Genomic DNA, 13,616 nt, shown 5'->3' with positions numbered 1-13,616 from the left:
TTCGTCTGTTTTATCGAACAGGCTATTGCCCTTTACCCCCTCTGGCCCTAGGATTCGTTTGAGATTTCAAACGCCCCTTGCAAACGCCAAGTCAGGCCGTTCCAATCGAATCCCCCTCCTGGCCAATCCCGTGTTGGCCGAACAAAAACAACGTGCCCCCGGCTCCTTGTAACCGGTGTGAAGGAGACAGCGATGCAATTGAAAGATGCCACCCTGTTCCGCCAGAAAGCCTACATCGACGGCGCCTGGCTGGACGCTGACAGCGGCCAGACCATCAAGGTCAACAACCCGGCCACTGGGGAGATTCTCGGTACCGTGCCGAAGATGGGCGCCGCCGAGACCCGCCGTGCCATCGAGGCGGCCGACAAGGCCCTGCCGGCCTGGCGTGCGCTGACCGCCAAGGAACGCGCCAACAAGCTGCGCCGCTGGTACGAACTGATGATCGAGAACCAGGACGACCTCGGTCGCCTGATGACCCTCGAACAAGGCAAGCCGCTGGCCGAGGCCAAGGGCGAGATCGCCTACGCCGCTTCCTTCATCGAATGGTTCGCCGAAGAAGCCAAGCGCATCTATGGCGACGTCATTCCCGGCCACCAGCCGGACAAGCGCCTGATCGTCATCAAGCAGCCCATCGGCGTTACCGCGGCCATCACCCCGTGGAACTTCCCCGCTGCGATGATCACCCGCAAGGCCGGCCCGGCCCTGGCCGCCGGCTGCACCATGGTGCTCAAGCCTGCCTCGCAGACCCCGTATTCCGCCCTGGCCCTGGCCGAACTGGCCGAGCGCGCCGGCATCCCGAAAGGCGTGTTCAGCGTGGTGACCGGCAGCGCCGGCGAAGTGGGCAGCGAGCTGACCAGCAACCCCATCGTGCGCAAGCTGTCCTTCACCGGCTCCACCGAGATCGGCCGCCAGCTGATGGCCGAATGCGCCCAGGACATCAAGAAGGTGTCCCTGGAGCTGGGCGGCAACGCACCCTTCATCGTCTTCGATGACGCCGACCTGGACGCCGCCGTCGACGGCGCGCTGATCTCCAAGTACCGCAACAACGGCCAGACCTGCGTCTGCGCCAATCGCCTATACGTGCAGGACGGTGTGTACGACGCCTTCGTCGAGAAGCTGAAAGTGGCCGTGGCCAAGCTGAAGATCGGCAACGGCCTGGAAGACGGCATCACCACCGGCCCGCTGATCGACGAGAAGGCTGTTGCCAAGGTCCAGGAGCACATCCAGGACGCGGTCAGCAAAGGCGCCAAGGTCGTTTCTGGCGGCAAGCCCCACGCCCTGGGCGGCACCTTCTTCGAGCCGACCATCCTGGTCGACGTACCGAAGACCGCCGCCGTGGCCAAGGAAGAAACCTTCGGCCCGCTGGCCCCGCTGTTCCGTTTCAAGGACGAGGCCGAAGTCATCGCCATGTCCAACGACACCGAGTTCGGCCTGGCCTCCTACTTCTACGCCCGTGACCTGGGCCGCGTGTTCCGCGTGGCCGAGGCCCTGGAGTACGGCATGGTGGGTATCAACACCGGCCTGATCTCCAACGAAGTGGCGCCCTTCGGCGGCATCAAGGCCTCGGGCCTGGGTCGCGAAGGCTCGAAATACGGCATCGAGGACTACCTGGAGATCAAGTATCTCTGCCTCGGCGGTATCTGAATCTGATGTAAAGACGGGGCAAGGCGCGAAAGAGCGCGCGGCGCCCCAGCGGTACCACATGAACCACGTCGAGCCTCCGACAGGCCTGCGCAGTCGATCATCGAATGCTGCGCTGCAACCTGCCGGGGGCATTCATCCTTGAAGCTGCGCCGCCCGATGAGCGGCCGTGAGGAAACCATGAGCAAGACCAACGAATCCATCCTGCAACGCCGTGCCGCCGCTGTTCCCCGTGGCGTGGGCCAGATCCACCCGGTCGTCGCCGAGCGCGCCGAGAACGCCACCGTCTGGGACGTGGAAGGCCGCGAGTACATCGACTTCGCCGGCGGCATCGCCGTGCTGAACACCGGCCACCTGCACCCGAAAGTGGTCGCCGCCGTTCAGGAGCAGCTGACCAAGCTGTCCCACACCTGCTTCCAGGTGCTGGCCTACGAGCCCTACATCGAGCTCTGCGAAGAAATCGCCAAGCGCGTACCGGGTGACTTCGCCAAGAAGACCCTGCTGGTCACCTCCGGCTCCGAAGCCGTCGAGAACGCCGTGAAGATCGCCCGTGCCGCCACCGGCCGCGCCGGCGTGATCGCCTTCACCGGCGCCTACCACGGCCGCACCATGATGACTCTGTCGCTGACCGGCAAGGTGGTCCCGTACTCCGCCGGCATGGGCCTGATGCCCGGTGGCGTGTTCCGTGCCCTGGCTCCGTGCGAGCTGCACGGCGTGAGCGAAGACGACTCCATCGCCAGCATCGAGCGCATCTTCAAGAACGACGCCCAGCCCCAGGACATCGCCGCGATCATCATCGAGCCGGTGCAGGGTGAAGGCGGCTTCTACGTCAACTCCAAGCCCTTCATGCAGCGCCTGCGCGCCCTGTGCGACCAGCACGGCATCCTGCTGATCGCTGACGAAGTGCAGACCGGCGCTGGCCGTACCGGCACCTTCTTCGCCACCGAGCAGTTGGGCGTGATCCCGGACCTGACCACCTTCGCCAAATCCGTTGGCGGCGGCTTCCCCATCTCCGGCGTCAGCGGCAAGGCCGAGATCATGGACGCCATCGCTCCCGGCGGCCTGGGCGGCACCTATGCCGGCAGCCCGATCGCCTGCGCCGCGGCCCTGGCCGTGCTCAAGGTCTTCGACGAAGAGAAACTGCTGGAGCGCAGCCAGGCCGTGGGCGAACGCCTGAAGGCCGGCCTGCGTGACATCGCTGCCAAGCACAAGGTCATCGGCGACGTCCGCGGCCTGGGCTCCATGGTCGCCATCGAGCTGTTCGAAGGCGGCGACGAGAGCAAGCCGGCCGCCGAGCTGGTCGGCAAGATCGTTGCCAAGGCGCGCGACAAGGGCCTGATCCTGCTGTCCTGCGGCACCTACTACAACGTCATCCGCTTCCTGATGCCGGTCACCATCCCTGATGCACAGCTCGACAAGGGCCTGGCCATTGTCGCCGAGTGCTTCGACGAACTCGCCTGAGGCTCACCAGCCAGGCGTATTTGAGACCCGCTTCGGCGGGTCTTTTTTTGCCTTGCGTCAAGCCGTTCCTATCCAAGTGGTCAATACCCCCAAAAGGCCACTATCCAGCCCCCGGGGCGCGGTTTAGACTGCGCGCTGCCGATTTCTGCCAACTCCATCGCATTCCCGAATCCCAGGCGCCGCGCCTGGTTCGCACCGCCCCTCGAGGTCCTCATGTCCGCCCACGCCAAGGTTCCGGAAATCCTGATTGCCGAGGGCGACCCCTGGACGGCGGACCTGCTCGCGCAGCTGGTGCTGGATGTGCGCGGCGATGCCAACGTGGTGCGCGTGCCCGATACCCAGGCGGCCCTGGCCCGCTGCAAGCGGCGCCTGCCCGACCTGGTGATCGCCGACGGCGAGTTGCAGGGCGGCGGCGGCCTGGAACTGCTGCGCCAGCTCAGGCGCCACCCGCGTACGCCGGTGCTGCCCTTCATCCTCATCAGCGAGAAGGTCGACGCCAGCAGCGTGCGCGCGGCACTGCCCCTGGCGCCCACCGCCTACCTGGGCAAGCCCTTCAATGCCGAAGGCCTGCGCCAGCGCCTCGGCAGCCTGCTGCCGGGGGCGGACAAGGCCCACAGCGCGGTCGCTTCACTGCTGGTCAGCACCCTCAAGGAATACCTCGACAGCGTGCGTGAGGAAGGGCAGGGCGCACCCTTGCTCAGCGATGTGCGCGACGCCGTCAGCCAGTGCCTGCAGGCCAGCGATGTCGACCTGCGCGACCTCGACGACGTCTTCTCCCGCGACCCGCAGATCACCGCCAAGCTGATCGCTGCCGCCAACAGCGCCGCCCATCACCTCGGCGTGCCTTGCCAGACCCTCGGCCAGGCCCTGCACCGCCTGGGCGTCACCCGGGTGCTCAACCTGGTGCTGGGCATGGCCCTGGAGCGCAACGCCCACCTGCATGACCCGCGCCTGGCGGAGCTGGCCGAGGCGGCGTGGAAGTCGTCCCAGCGCAGCGCCGAGCTGGGCTACTGGATGGCCAGCGAACTCGATCTCGATGCCGAGCTCTGCTACACCGCCGGCCTGCTGCACAACATGGGTGAACTGGCCCTGCTGCGCAGCCTGCAGGACTGGCAGGACGCCGGTGGCGGGCTGAGCGATGACGAACTGCTGGAAACCCTGCGCAAGCGCGCCGCCAGCTTCGGCTCCGCGCTGCGCATCCGCTGGCGCCTGCCCTTCGGCCTGCGCGAGCTGGTGGCGGCCTTCTACGGCCTGGGTACCGGGGTCTTTTCCCGTGAGGCGCTGGCGATGAACCTCTGCGCCAGCCTGCTGCGCCTGCCCGTGGGGCAGGACGTGGGCGAGCTGCTGGAAGAGCGCGCCGCACGCCTGCTGCGCCTCGACCCCGACCTGCTGCGGCGCCTGCCGGCGCGACTGCTGCAGGCCTGAGGCTCAGCCCAGGGCTTCTTCGATGAAGTCCAGGCGGTCCTGGCCGAAGAACATATCGCTGCCGACGAAGCAGGTCGGCGCCCCGAACACGCCACGTTTAACCGCCTCCTCGGTGGCCGCCTTCAGCGCGTCCTTCACCGCCGGGTCACCCACCAGCGCCAGCAGCGCCTGGGGATCGAAGCCGGCTTCCACCAGGGTCGCCCCGAGGATCGCCGGGTCGCCCAGGTTGCGCCGCTCCTGCCACATCGCTTTGAACATCGCCTCCAGGTAGGCCTCGAAGCGTTCCGGCTGGTGCAGCTGCACACCGATGGCACCGCGCATCAGCGTCAGCGTATTGATGGGGAAATGCGGGTTGAACACCAGCGGCACGCCATAGCGCTTCGCGTGGCGGTCCAGGTCGATCATCGAGTAGCGGCCCTTCACCGGCACCGCATTGGGCGAGGCATTGCCCGTGGCCTGGAACACCCCGCCCAGCAGCATCGGCCGGTACACCAGGGTCGCGCCCTTGCGGGCACAGAGGGCAGGTAGCTGGGTCCAGGCCAGGTAACTGGCCGGGCTGCCCAGATCGAAGAAGAATTCGACGTTCTTGCTCATGGTTTTTCTCGTTCTTGTCAGCGAATTCGTGAGACCGCGCGAGCGACGTTCAGGCTAGGCGGCGAGCCCGGGAGAAAGCGGAGTTGGCTTCTGCCAATGAGCATTTCGCACGGGATCGCCAACAACGCCTGGGCGCCGCGCAGCCGGTCGGCTGCACACCTACCAGCGTTCCATCCAGGGGCGTAGGTCGAGTTCAAACGTCCAGGCGTCCCGCGGCTGGCTATGCAGGAACCAGTAGTTCTCGGCGATGTGCTCCGGATCGAGGATGCCGTCCTGCTCCTTGCGGGCGTAGATGTCGGGGAAGGTGTCGCGGATGAAGTCGGTGTCGATGGCGCCGTCCACCACCACGTGGGCGACGTGGATGTTCCGTGGCCCCAGCTCGCGCGCCATGCTCTGCGCCAGGGCGCGGATGCCGTGCTTGGCGCCGGCGAAGGCGGCGAAGTTGGCCGCGCCGCGCAGGCCCGCCGTGGCGCCAGTGAAGAGGATGGTGCCGCGCCCACGGGTGACCATGCGCCGCGCCACCGCCTGGCCGGTGAGGAAGCCGGAGAAGCAGGCCATCTCCCAGATCTTGAAGTATTTGCGCGCGGTCTCGTCGAGGATGCTGCAGGGCACGTTGGCGCCGATGTTGAAGACGAAGGCTTCGATGGGGCCGATCTCGCTCTCGATCTGCTCCACCAGCGCGGTCACGTCCTCTTCCTTGCGCGCGTCGGAGGCGAAGCCGTGGGCCTGGCCGCCTTCGGCGCGGATGCTGTCCACCAACGGTTGCAGTTTGTCTGCGCTGCGCCGGGTCACGCAGGCGATATAGCCCTCGCGGGCGAAACGCCGGGCAATGGCGCCGCCGGTGGCATCACCGGCGCCGATCACGAGCACCACCTTGTTGTTGTTCGATTCGGTATTCATGGCAGTCACCTTTAACTAAACGGTCGTTAGCTGAACGGACGTTATGCTACAGTCCAACCCGCGTCAAGCAGTGCGTTTATGGAGGTCGACATGCGCTATTCCCCCACTCACAAGGAAGAAACCCGGCAGAAACTGCTGGAGAGCAGCGGCTCGATCGCCAAGGCTGGCGGCTTCTCCAGCACCGGCGTAGATGCCCTGATGAAGGCCATCGGCCTCACCGGTGGCGCCTTCTACAGCCACTTCCCGTCGAAGGACGACCTGTTCACCGCCATCGTCGAGCGCGAGCTGTCGCGCAGCCTGATCGGCCAGGTCGCCCAGGGCGAAGGCTTCGACCAGGCACGTCTGCAGCGTTGCCTCGAGCACTACCTGAGCATGGCCCATGTTCACAACGCCGAAGGCGGCTGCGCGATTCCCGCCCTGGGCGCGGAGATTGCCCGCGCCGACCTGCCGGTGCGCGAGACCGCCGAGCACTGGATGCTGCAACTGCAGCAGGCCTGGGCCGAGATACTCGAAGACGGCGAGCTGGCCTGGGCGGTGATCTCCCAGTGCGTCGGCGCCCTGGTGATCGCGCGCATGCTCGCCAGCGAATCGCGCCAGGAAGAGGTGCTCAGTGCCGGTCGCACCTTGTTGATGCAAGCGCTGGAGCGGCGCGGCTAGAGTTATCCACAGCCGCCCATCCCCGGAGAACCCATGCGCGCGTCCCTGTTCACCTGCCTGCTGTTGGCCCCTTCGGTATTCGCCGGCGACCTGCACCAGGCCACCCGCGCCACGCTGCTGGAGGACGCGCGCTTCACCCGTGAGGCGGTGCTCGACCGCATCCAGCAGCTGCGTTTCTCCTTCCGCGAGGGCGAGCCCGAAGACGGGCAGCAGCCTTACTGGGCGCGCACCTACGCCAGCCATGGCTCGGCCGATGGGCCGGGTGCCGCGCCGAGCCGCGAGCGGACTGTCGCCGGCCTCACCCTGGGCAGTGAACGCTGGGTGGGCGACTGGGTGCTGGGCGCCACGGCCGGGCTGTCCCGCACGGAACTGGAGGCCGGCAGCGACGATGCGCGCCTCGACGGCTACCAGCTCGGCGCCTACCTCGGCACCAAGTTCTACAACCAGATCGGCTTCAAGACCGGCCTGCTGCTGGACAGCCACCGGGTGGACGGCCACGCGCCCGCCGCCGATGCCCGGGGCGGGCAGCTGTTCGGCGAACTGAGCTATTCGCTGGATTACCGCGATTTCAGCCTCGAAGGCTTCAGCGAACTCGCCTGGCTGCGCCAGGACAGTGAGCGCCAGGCTGATGTGGGGTCACAACGGGACGAGCTGCTGCAGGCCACCTTCGGCCTGCGCGGCACCACCGCCTGGACCCTCGGCCCCGACCAGCGCCTGGTGGCGCGGGTGATCCCGGCCTGGCGGCGCAACAGCGGTGATCGCCGGCTCGGGGATGAAGACGGCGCCGGCGAGGCGCAGCTCGCCCGCGACGTCATCCACCTCGGCCTGATGCTCGACTGGCAGCTGGACCAGGCCCTGAGCCTGGGCCTGGCCTACGAGGGCGACTGGGCCACCGAGTCGCGGGACAACGGCCTGGCCCTGCGCATGAGCCTGAAGTACTGAGGCCGCGCCTCAGATTTCCTGCATCTCGAAATCCATCTTGCCCACGCCACAGTCGGGGCAGATCCAGTCCTCGGGCACATCGGCCCAGGGGGTGCCGGCGGCGATGCCCTCGTCGGGCCAGCCCTTGGCTTCGTCGTAGATCAGGCCACAGACCACACAGATCCAGGTTTTCATGCCGGTACCTCTTGTTCTTCACGGTTGAGCGGATTTTCCGCGGCGCAACGCCCGCTGGGCCGTGGGGGCCTCGGGGCGCTGTCGTGGGCGGAATGGCGGCGATAGTAGGCGCAGAAGGGCCGCGAGGCGGCCCATCTTAGGTTTGGGGCGTGGGGTTCGGGGACGCGCGGCAGGCGTCAGGCGGTCTGTGCGCGCTCGGCCACCGGTTGCGGCTGCGCCTGCCAGCGGTTGGCGCGGGCGAAAGTGCCGATATCGTTGAAGCGCACGCCCATCTCGCGCATCACCTTGTGCGCCACCGGGGCGGTCATCTGGCGGATGTAGAAGGGCTCCTTGACCACGAAGTGGTGGATCGCATGGGTGCTGCCGAAGTTGAAGCAGAACGCCTGCAGCGGCCACAGCCACCAGGGGTTGAGCACCTGGGTCTGCTGGATCACATTGCCCAGCTCCACGTCGCCGTAGTAGTGCATGTTGGAGCTGACGAAGTGCAGGCAGAAGGTGCGCAGCACGTTGGGGCCCACCAGCACCACCACCGCGATGTCCACGCCCTGCATCACCGCCAGGGTGGTCTCCGACCAGGCCACCGGCGCACCCAGCAGCGCGCTCACGCCATTGATGGCGTGGAAGCCGAGGAAGACGTACCAGGCGCCCCAGTTCATCAGCGCCAGCGGCGCATAGACCTTCAGCGTGCGCACCAGGATGAACTTCTTGTGCGCCCAGCTCTTGGCCCGGAGCATGCGGATCAGCGAGGACATCACGTTGTCGCCCACCATCAGCAGCCGCGCGAGGCCCCAGGGCTCGCCGTTGGTGATGGCGCGCTCCTCCATGTCGGTCTCGGTGCCGGAGACCTTGTGGTGGTTCAGGTGCAGGTGGCGGCGCACCCAGGGGTTGATGGTGCTCGGCCGCGCCAGCCACACCAGCGCCATCATCAGGTTGTGCGCCACCCGCTGCTTGCGGAAGTACATGCTGTGGATAAGGTCGTGCTCCAGCTCGTGGGTCAGCGACGCGAGGAAGGCATTGACCAGCAGGCACGCCCACCAGGCGATCGCACCATTCAGGTAGAGCGCCGCCGAGCCGACCATGCCGGCGAGGGTGAAGGCGAGGATGCTGGCGCCGAGCAGGTCCTGGCGGTTGAGGATCGGGTAGCGCTGGCGCAGCTCCACGCCATGGGCCATCACCACTTCACGAATATGGGCTGATCGCTGTTGATCATTCAGCTTTGCGGGGCTTGCGGTCGTCGGGGACATGCTTACATCCTCTTGTTCGTCGTGTGCCCACTCTGCCGAGGCGGTGCGCGCCACGCCTGACCTTGAACGCCAACCTGTTGACCGGATACGCCAACCTGCATGAGCGACGAGCCCTCCACCCTCGCCAGCTGGACCCGAGCCCTGCGCAAGCAGCTGGACGCGCTCGGCCTCGACAGCGACGGCCTCTGCCGCCAGGCCGGCCTCGACCCGGCGTTGATGGACGACCCCAACGCGCGCTACCCGCTCTCCGCCACCACGCGCCTGTGGCAGTTGGCGGTCACGGCCAGCGGCGACCCGGCGCTGGGCCTGAAGATTTCCGGCTACCTCAGCCCCACCACCTTCCACGCCCTGGGCTACGCGCTGGTGGCCAGCGCCAGCCTGCGGGAGATCTTCGAGCGCATCGAGCGCTACCACCAGGTGGTCAGCGATGCCCTGGCCCTGCAGCTGACCCTGCACGGCGAACGCTATGAGTTCCGCCTGCGCGTGCCCGAGGAGGGCCCCGCACCGGCCCCCGAGGCCGTAGACGCCTTCGCCGCCATCTACGTGCGCACCTGCCGCAACCGCCTGGGCCGCGACTACGCGCCCCTGGCCGTGCACCTGCGCCGCCCGCAGCCGGCCGATCCCGCGCCCTGGCACCAGGTGTTCCGCTGCCCGCTGCACTTCGACGCCCCGGAAGACCTGATCGAATTCGCCCGCGCGGATTTCGAACGCCGCCTGGAAGACGCCAACCCCGAGCTGGCCGAGCACAACGAAACGGTGCTCAAGCGCACCCTGGAGCAGCTGCAGGTGCCCACCTGGGCGCGCAAGGTGCGCGCCTGCCTGGAGGCCCAGCTGCCCAATGGCGAACCCTCGGCCGAGCGCATCGCCCAGTCCCTGCACCTGAGCCTGCGCAGCCTGCAGCGGCACCTGGCGGAGGAGGGCAGCAGCTACGAGCAACTGCTCAGCGACACCCGCCAGGCCCTGGCGCTGGTGCACATGCGCGACCCACGCTGCTCCATCAGCGAAATTGCCTACCTGCTCGGTTTCGCCGACACCAGCAGCTTCAGCCGTGCCTTCAAGCGCTGGACCGGCCAGGCACCGAGTCAGTACCGCGAAAGCTTGGTGCGCTAGAACTGGCCAGTCGCCAGCCGAGCCGCCAGAATTGCCCCATTACAAGAACCACCCCGAGAAGCCCATGCGTCCTGCCTACGCCCGCCATCCCTATGCCGTCGCGTTCCACACCCTGGGCCTGGCCCTGCTGATGCTGGTCTATACGCGCTGGCAGGTGCCGCTCGCCTGGAGCATCCCGGCCTACCTGGTGCTGGCGCTGTGGCCCTGGCTGGGGCCCTGGAAGGTGCCGGAAGAACCCCGCGACGAACCCCTGGAGGACCAGGCCCCGCGCCTGGCGGAGCTGGCGGTGCAGGCTGATCGCAACGCTGCCGAGCGTTTGCGTCTGCAAGGCATTGCCGCCCAACTCGACACCCTGCTGCGCCAGCGCCTGGACGAGGGCGCCATCTGGCTTCAGCGCCATGACGCCGGTGTAGTCCCGCCCGACCTCGATCGCCTCGAACAGCTCGCCGCACAGTTGCAGCAGGCCGGTGCCGAAGGCTGCGCCGACCTGGACAAGGCGCGCCAGGCCTTCGCCGCGCTGCTCGCCGAGAGCGGTACCGGCCGCGAGCGCGTGCAGGCCCTGGCCGAGCGCAGCGGCGAGATCCAGAAGGTCGCCCAGAGCATCCAGTCCATCGCCAGCCAGACCAACCTGCTGGCCCTCAACGCCGCCATCGAAGCCGCCCGCGCCGGTGATGCCGGGCGCGGTTTCGCCGTGGTCGCCGACGAGGTGCGCAACCTCGCCGCGCGCACCGCCGGTGCCACCGAAGAGGTTGGGCGCATGGCCGAAGACATCCAGCAGCAGACCGCCGCCGCCGTGGCCCACCTGGCCGGGCAGGACGCTGGGCTGGCCGCAGGCGTGGCCGCGCTGGAGCCCCTTGGCGGGCTGATGGCCGGGCTGGACGAGCAGGGCGCGCAGCTGCACGACGCGCTGGCGCCCTTGCCGGATCACTGGGCGCTGCAGCACGAAAGCCAGCAGGCCTGGCGGCAAGAGATGGTGCGCCTGGAAGCGCAGCTGGAAGAGGCGGTGACGGTGGGCCGTCAGCTCGCCGAGGCCCTGCGCGGGCCGGCCTGAACCGCTACAGCCGCGCGGCCTTGCGCAGGCCGGTGAGGTCGAGGATCTCGATCTCGCCATAGTTCAGGTGCACCACGCCCTGGGCTTCCAGCTCCTTGAGAATCTGGTTGGTGGTCTGCCGCGACACCGCCAGCATCAGCGCCAGCTGCTCCTGGGCCAGGTGGATGACCCGGCGCTGGCCGCTGGTCTCGCCGTAGCCCTCGGCGATCATCAACAGCCGTCGTGCCAGGCGTTGCGGCGCCGGCAGCAGGCTCATCTCCTCCAGCGCGATAAAGGCCAGGCGCAGCTTCTGGCTCATCAACAGGGCGAACTCGCGCCACCAGGCCGGCTCCGCCTCCAGCATCTTCTGTAAGGCCGGCTGGGGCACGTTGAGCAGCTGCGTCGGGCCTTCGGCGAAGGCGTCGTGGGTGCGCGGCTGGCCATCGAACAGGCAGATCTCGCCGAACCAGTGCGGCGGCTCCACCAGGATCAGCAGCGCCTCCTTGCCGTTCTCTGCGCTCACCCCCACGCGCACCGCACCCTCGATCACCGCATACAGCCCGCAGGGCGGGTCGCCCCGGCGGAACAGGCATTCACCGGGGGCCAGGCTCAGCGGGCGCGCTTGCTCCACCAGCGCATCCTGCAGGGGCGCGGGCAGGCCGGCGAACCAGTGGCCGGTGAGCAATTGGGTACGGCAGTCGGAAAGTTCGGGCATCGGGTGATGGGCTTTGTCGGCTAGCTGACAGAGGATAGGTCAGTACAGGCGCCATTATCGGCGCAACTGCCTGCAACCTGAGGACATAACAATGAAAACCCTCGTCGATCATCTTTCCCAGTACGCCGAATACCACCGTGACCGGCGCAATATCTTCAGCCACTTCATCGGCATCCCGCTGATCGTGGTCGCCGTGGCCGTGCTGCTGTCGCGCCCGGGCCTGGTCGTCGCCGGCCTGTGGATATCTCCTGCGGCCCTGGTGGCGCTGGCGTCCGCCGTCTTCTACTTCCGCCTCGACCTGCGCTTCGGCCTGGTGATGACCGCGCTGCTCTGGCTCAGCCTCTGGGTCGGCACCGCGCTGGCGGTGCAATCCACCGCCCTGTGGCTCAGCACCGGCCTCGGCCTGTTCGTGGTGGGCTGGGTGATCCAGTTCGTCGGCCACTACTACGAAGGCCGCAAGCCCGCCTTCGTCGACGACCTCATGGGCCTGGTGGTCGGCCCGCTGTTCGTGGTCGCCGAACTGGCCTTCATGCTCGGCATGCGCAAGGAAGTGGAACAGGCCATCGAACACCGCGCCGGCCCGACCTGCATCCGCGAGAAGAAAGCCACCGCCTGAAGTAATGCGCGGCTGGGCCGCCTCCCCCTGTGAGAGCGGCTTCAGCCGCGAAATGCTCATCGCCGGCTCTCGGCTCCGGGTGGCTGGAAACCCCATCGCGAATGAATTCGCTCACGAGAGAGGGGTGAGGCTTCGGTGTATGGGGCGAGTCCGCCTGGTGGATAAAAGAGCGTTATCCACCCTACCGAGCGGGGTAGCCCGTGCGGGCACGATTGTAGGGTGGACCCCGCTTCACCGGTCCACCGCGCGGTGTTGGGCCTGGCTCCGCCCTGTGGATAACCCTCGCTACCCCCTTTTCTCAGCCACCCTTGGTCAGCAACTGCGCACTCATCGAGCGTGCGTGGCGGTCGACCATCATGGGTGCATAGGGCCGGCCGGAGGCGCTGACCAGGGTGTTGCTCTGGCTGTTCATGTCGCTGAGGGCGGTCTTGAGGAAGCTCCAGCGGGTCTTCAGCTTGCCCACCGCCGGGTCGTTCTTGTCCATCGGCTGCAGTTGCGCATCGATGGCCGGCAGCAGGGTGCGTTCGTCCTGGCCGATGTAGGTGTCGTTGCTTTCCCGGGCGATCTCGAAGGTGCCGATGTAGGCGCGGCTGAGGTATTGCACCGCCAGGTACTCCACCTTGGCGGGCAGCTCGCCATTGGCGGTGTTGCCGGGAGTGGAGCGGGCGGCGATGAGCAGTTCACGCAGGGATTTGGCCAGTTCCTGGGGGAAGCGCCAGGGCACGTCATCCTCGTTGTGGCCGTAGGAAACACCTTGCTGCAACTGGGTAACAAGGGCGCGGTACTTCTGCCGGAACCCGTCGCTGGGCTGCGGCACGCTCTGGAACGCGGCTTCCAGCGCCTTGATGTCGGCGTCGAAGCGGGTCTTGTGGGTTTCCTGGAAACCTTCGCCGCGATACAGCAGCAGGCTGCTGGTGGCGCGGCAGGCGTGAATCTGTACCTGGTCGATGGGCGCGAGCTCGGCGGCGAGGGCCATCCCGGCCCCGACCAGGCTGAGCAGCAATCCGATAAAAGCGCGTGCTAGAGCGTCTGAAAGCATCCCGGCGTGCTCCTTTTGTTGTTGTTGTGAGCAGACAAAGCGATGAGGTGTGTGGGCACCAATCGGTG

Annotated in this window: 13 protein-coding genes and 1 pseudogene; 8 read left to right on the top strand and 6 right to left on the bottom strand. The window is 67.3% G+C overall.

The features are described 5' to 3' along the window. Positions 1 to 192 precede the first annotated feature (192 nt). From gabD to PSm6_RS09245, 3 genes are all read left to right on the top strand, one after another. A complete protein-coding gene (gene gabD / locus PSm6_RS09255; protein WP_021220453.1) occupies positions 193 to 1,644 on the top strand; it encodes an NADP-dependent succinate-semialdehyde dehydrogenase in 1,452 nt (483 codons plus the stop codon). Positions 1,645 to 1,821: 177 nt separating this feature from the next. Then, positions 1,822 to 3,102 carry a 4-aminobutyrate--2-oxoglutarate transaminase gene (gene gabT, locus PSm6_RS09250; RefSeq protein WP_263402489.1) on the top strand — a complete coding sequence of 427 codons (1,281 nt, stop codon included), beginning with the start codon at positions 1,822 to 1,824 and terminating at the stop codon, positions 3,100 to 3,102. A gap of 213 nt (positions 3,103 to 3,315) precedes the next feature. Beyond that, positions 3,316 to 4,527 carry an HDOD domain-containing protein gene (locus PSm6_RS09245; RefSeq protein ID WP_265170089.1) on the top strand — a complete coding sequence of 404 codons (1,212 nt, stop codon included), beginning with the start codon at positions 3,316 to 3,318 and terminating at the stop codon, positions 4,525 to 4,527. A gap of 3 nt (positions 4,528 to 4,530) precedes the next feature. Here the strand turns inward: PSm6_RS09245 and PSm6_RS09240 are convergent, their stop codons facing one another. Both PSm6_RS09240 and PSm6_RS09235 read right to left on the bottom strand, forming a co-directional pair. After that, entirely contained in the window at positions 4,531 to 5,121 is a 591-nt protein-coding gene (locus PSm6_RS09240; protein WP_263402487.1) for a 2-hydroxychromene-2-carboxylate isomerase, read from the bottom strand. Positions 5,122 to 5,280: 159 nt separating this feature from the next. Beyond that, positions 5,281 to 6,021, bottom strand: a complete 741-nt coding sequence (locus PSm6_RS09235) for an SDR family oxidoreductase (RefSeq protein ID WP_263402486.1) — start codon at positions 6,019 to 6,021, stop codon at positions 5,281 to 5,283. Between the two features lie 90 nt (positions 6,022 to 6,111). Between PSm6_RS09235 and PSm6_RS09230 the strand changes: the two genes are divergently transcribed. Then, on the top strand, positions 6,112 to 6,678 hold the full coding sequence (locus tag PSm6_RS09230; RefSeq protein ID WP_021220458.1) for a TetR/AcrR family transcriptional regulator: 567 nt from the start codon (positions 6,112 to 6,114) through the stop codon (positions 6,676 to 6,678). Positions 6,679 to 6,711: 33 nt separating this feature from the next. After that, a complete protein-coding gene (locus PSm6_RS09225) occupies positions 6,712 to 7,620 on the top strand; it encodes an autotransporter outer membrane beta-barrel domain-containing protein (RefSeq protein WP_265170087.1) in 909 nt (302 codons plus the stop codon). A 9-nt stretch (positions 7,621 to 7,629) separates the two neighbouring features. Here PSm6_RS09225 and PSm6_RS09220 read toward each other — a convergent pair whose 3' ends face one another. After that, positions 7,630 to 7,794 carry a rubredoxin gene (locus tag PSm6_RS09220; protein WP_021220460.1) on the bottom strand — a complete coding sequence of 55 codons (165 nt, stop codon included), beginning with the start codon at positions 7,792 to 7,794 and terminating at the stop codon, positions 7,630 to 7,632. A gap of 176 nt (positions 7,795 to 7,970) precedes the next feature. Continuing rightward, positions 7,971 to 9,038 carry a fatty acid desaturase gene (locus tag PSm6_RS09215; protein WP_265170086.1) on the bottom strand — a complete coding sequence of 356 codons (1,068 nt, stop codon included), beginning with the start codon at positions 9,036 to 9,038 and terminating at the stop codon, positions 7,971 to 7,973. 99 nt (positions 9,039 to 9,137) lie between these two features. On the opposite strand from PSm6_RS09215, the gene PSm6_RS09210 reads away from it, so the two are divergent. After that, positions 9,138 to 10,148: an AraC family transcriptional regulator gene (locus PSm6_RS09210; protein ID WP_265170085.1), complete on the top strand. Its 1,011-nt coding sequence runs from the start codon at positions 9,138 to 9,140 to the stop codon at positions 10,146 to 10,148. A gap of 601 nt (positions 10,149 to 10,749) precedes the next feature. Next, a pseudogene (locus PSm6_RS30720) lies at positions 10,750 to 10,944 on the top strand (methyl-accepting chemotaxis protein); the annotation flags it as partial. A gap of 259 nt (positions 10,945 to 11,203) precedes the next feature. Here the strand turns inward: PSm6_RS30720 and PSm6_RS09200 are convergent. After that, positions 11,204 to 11,893, bottom strand: a complete 690-nt coding sequence (locus tag PSm6_RS09200) for a Crp/Fnr family transcriptional regulator (protein WP_263402482.1) — start codon at positions 11,891 to 11,893, stop codon at positions 11,204 to 11,206. Between the two features lie 91 nt (positions 11,894 to 11,984). Between PSm6_RS09200 and PSm6_RS09195 the strand changes: the two genes are divergently transcribed. Then, positions 11,985 to 12,509 carry an Mpo1 family 2-hydroxy fatty acid dioxygenase gene (locus PSm6_RS09195; protein ID WP_265170083.1) on the top strand — a complete coding sequence of 175 codons (525 nt, stop codon included), beginning with the start codon at positions 11,985 to 11,987 and terminating at the stop codon, positions 12,507 to 12,509. 298 nt (positions 12,510 to 12,807) lie between these two features. Here the strand turns inward: PSm6_RS09195 and PSm6_RS09190 are convergent, their stop codons facing one another. After that, positions 12,808 to 13,548, bottom strand: coding sequence for a hypothetical protein (locus PSm6_RS09190; protein ID WP_031287290.1), 741 nt, complete (start codon positions 13,546 to 13,548; stop codon positions 12,808 to 12,810). Between the last annotated feature and the right edge of the window lie 68 nt (positions 13,549 to 13,616).

This window comes from Pseudomonas solani (assembly GCF_026072635.1).
Lineage (GTDB): Bacteria > Pseudomonadota > Gammaproteobacteria > Pseudomonadales > Pseudomonadaceae > Metapseudomonas > Metapseudomonas solani.
The sequence above is the reverse complement of the archived record's forward strand: the minus strand, read 5'-3'. Positions and strand labels throughout refer to the sequence as shown.

What these genes read in the sequence shown, in the direction of transcription:
- gabD (WP_021220453.1), top strand. Translation starts at nt 193, where the DNA reads ATGCAATTGAAAGATGCCACCCTGTTCCGCCAGAAAGCCTACATCGAC.
- PSm6_RS09230 (WP_021220458.1), top strand. Translation starts at nt 6,112, where the DNA reads ATGCGCTATTCCCCCACTCACAAGGAAGAAACCCGGCAGAAACTGCTG.
- PSm6_RS09200 (WP_263402482.1), bottom strand. Translation starts at nt 11,893, where the DNA reads ATGCCCGAACTTTCCGACTGCCGTACCCAATTGCTCACCGGCCACTGG.
- PSm6_RS09215 (WP_265170086.1), bottom strand. Translation starts at nt 9,038, where the DNA reads ATGTCCCCGACGACCGCAAGCCCCGCAAAGCTGAATGATCAACAGCGA.
- PSm6_RS09235 (WP_263402486.1), bottom strand. Translation starts at nt 6,021, where the DNA reads ATGAATACCGAATCGAACAACAACAAGGTGGTGCTCGTGATCGGCGCC.
- PSm6_RS09195 (WP_265170083.1), top strand. Translation starts at nt 11,985, where the DNA reads ATGAAAACCCTCGTCGATCATCTTTCCCAGTACGCCGAATACCACCGT.
- PSm6_RS09240 (WP_263402487.1), bottom strand. Translation starts at nt 5,121, where the DNA reads ATGAGCAAGAACGTCGAATTCTTCTTCGATCTGGGCAGCCCGGCCAGT.
- PSm6_RS09220 (WP_021220460.1), bottom strand. Translation starts at nt 7,794, where the DNA reads ATGAAAACCTGGATCTGTGTGGTCTGTGGCCTGATCTACGACGAAGCC.
- PSm6_RS09245 (WP_265170089.1), top strand. Translation starts at nt 3,316, where the DNA reads ATGTCCGCCCACGCCAAGGTTCCGGAAATCCTGATTGCCGAGGGCGAC.
- PSm6_RS09210 (WP_265170085.1), top strand. Translation starts at nt 9,138, where the DNA reads ATGAGCGACGAGCCCTCCACCCTCGCCAGCTGGACCCGAGCCCTGCGC.
- PSm6_RS09225 (WP_265170087.1), top strand. Translation starts at nt 6,712, where the DNA reads ATGCGCGCGTCCCTGTTCACCTGCCTGCTGTTGGCCCCTTCGGTATTC.
- PSm6_RS09190 (WP_031287290.1), bottom strand. Translation starts at nt 13,548, where the DNA reads ATGCTTTCAGACGCTCTAGCACGCGCTTTTATCGGATTGCTGCTCAGC.
- gabT (WP_263402489.1), top strand. Translation starts at nt 1,822, where the DNA reads ATGAGCAAGACCAACGAATCCATCCTGCAACGCCGTGCCGCCGCTGTT.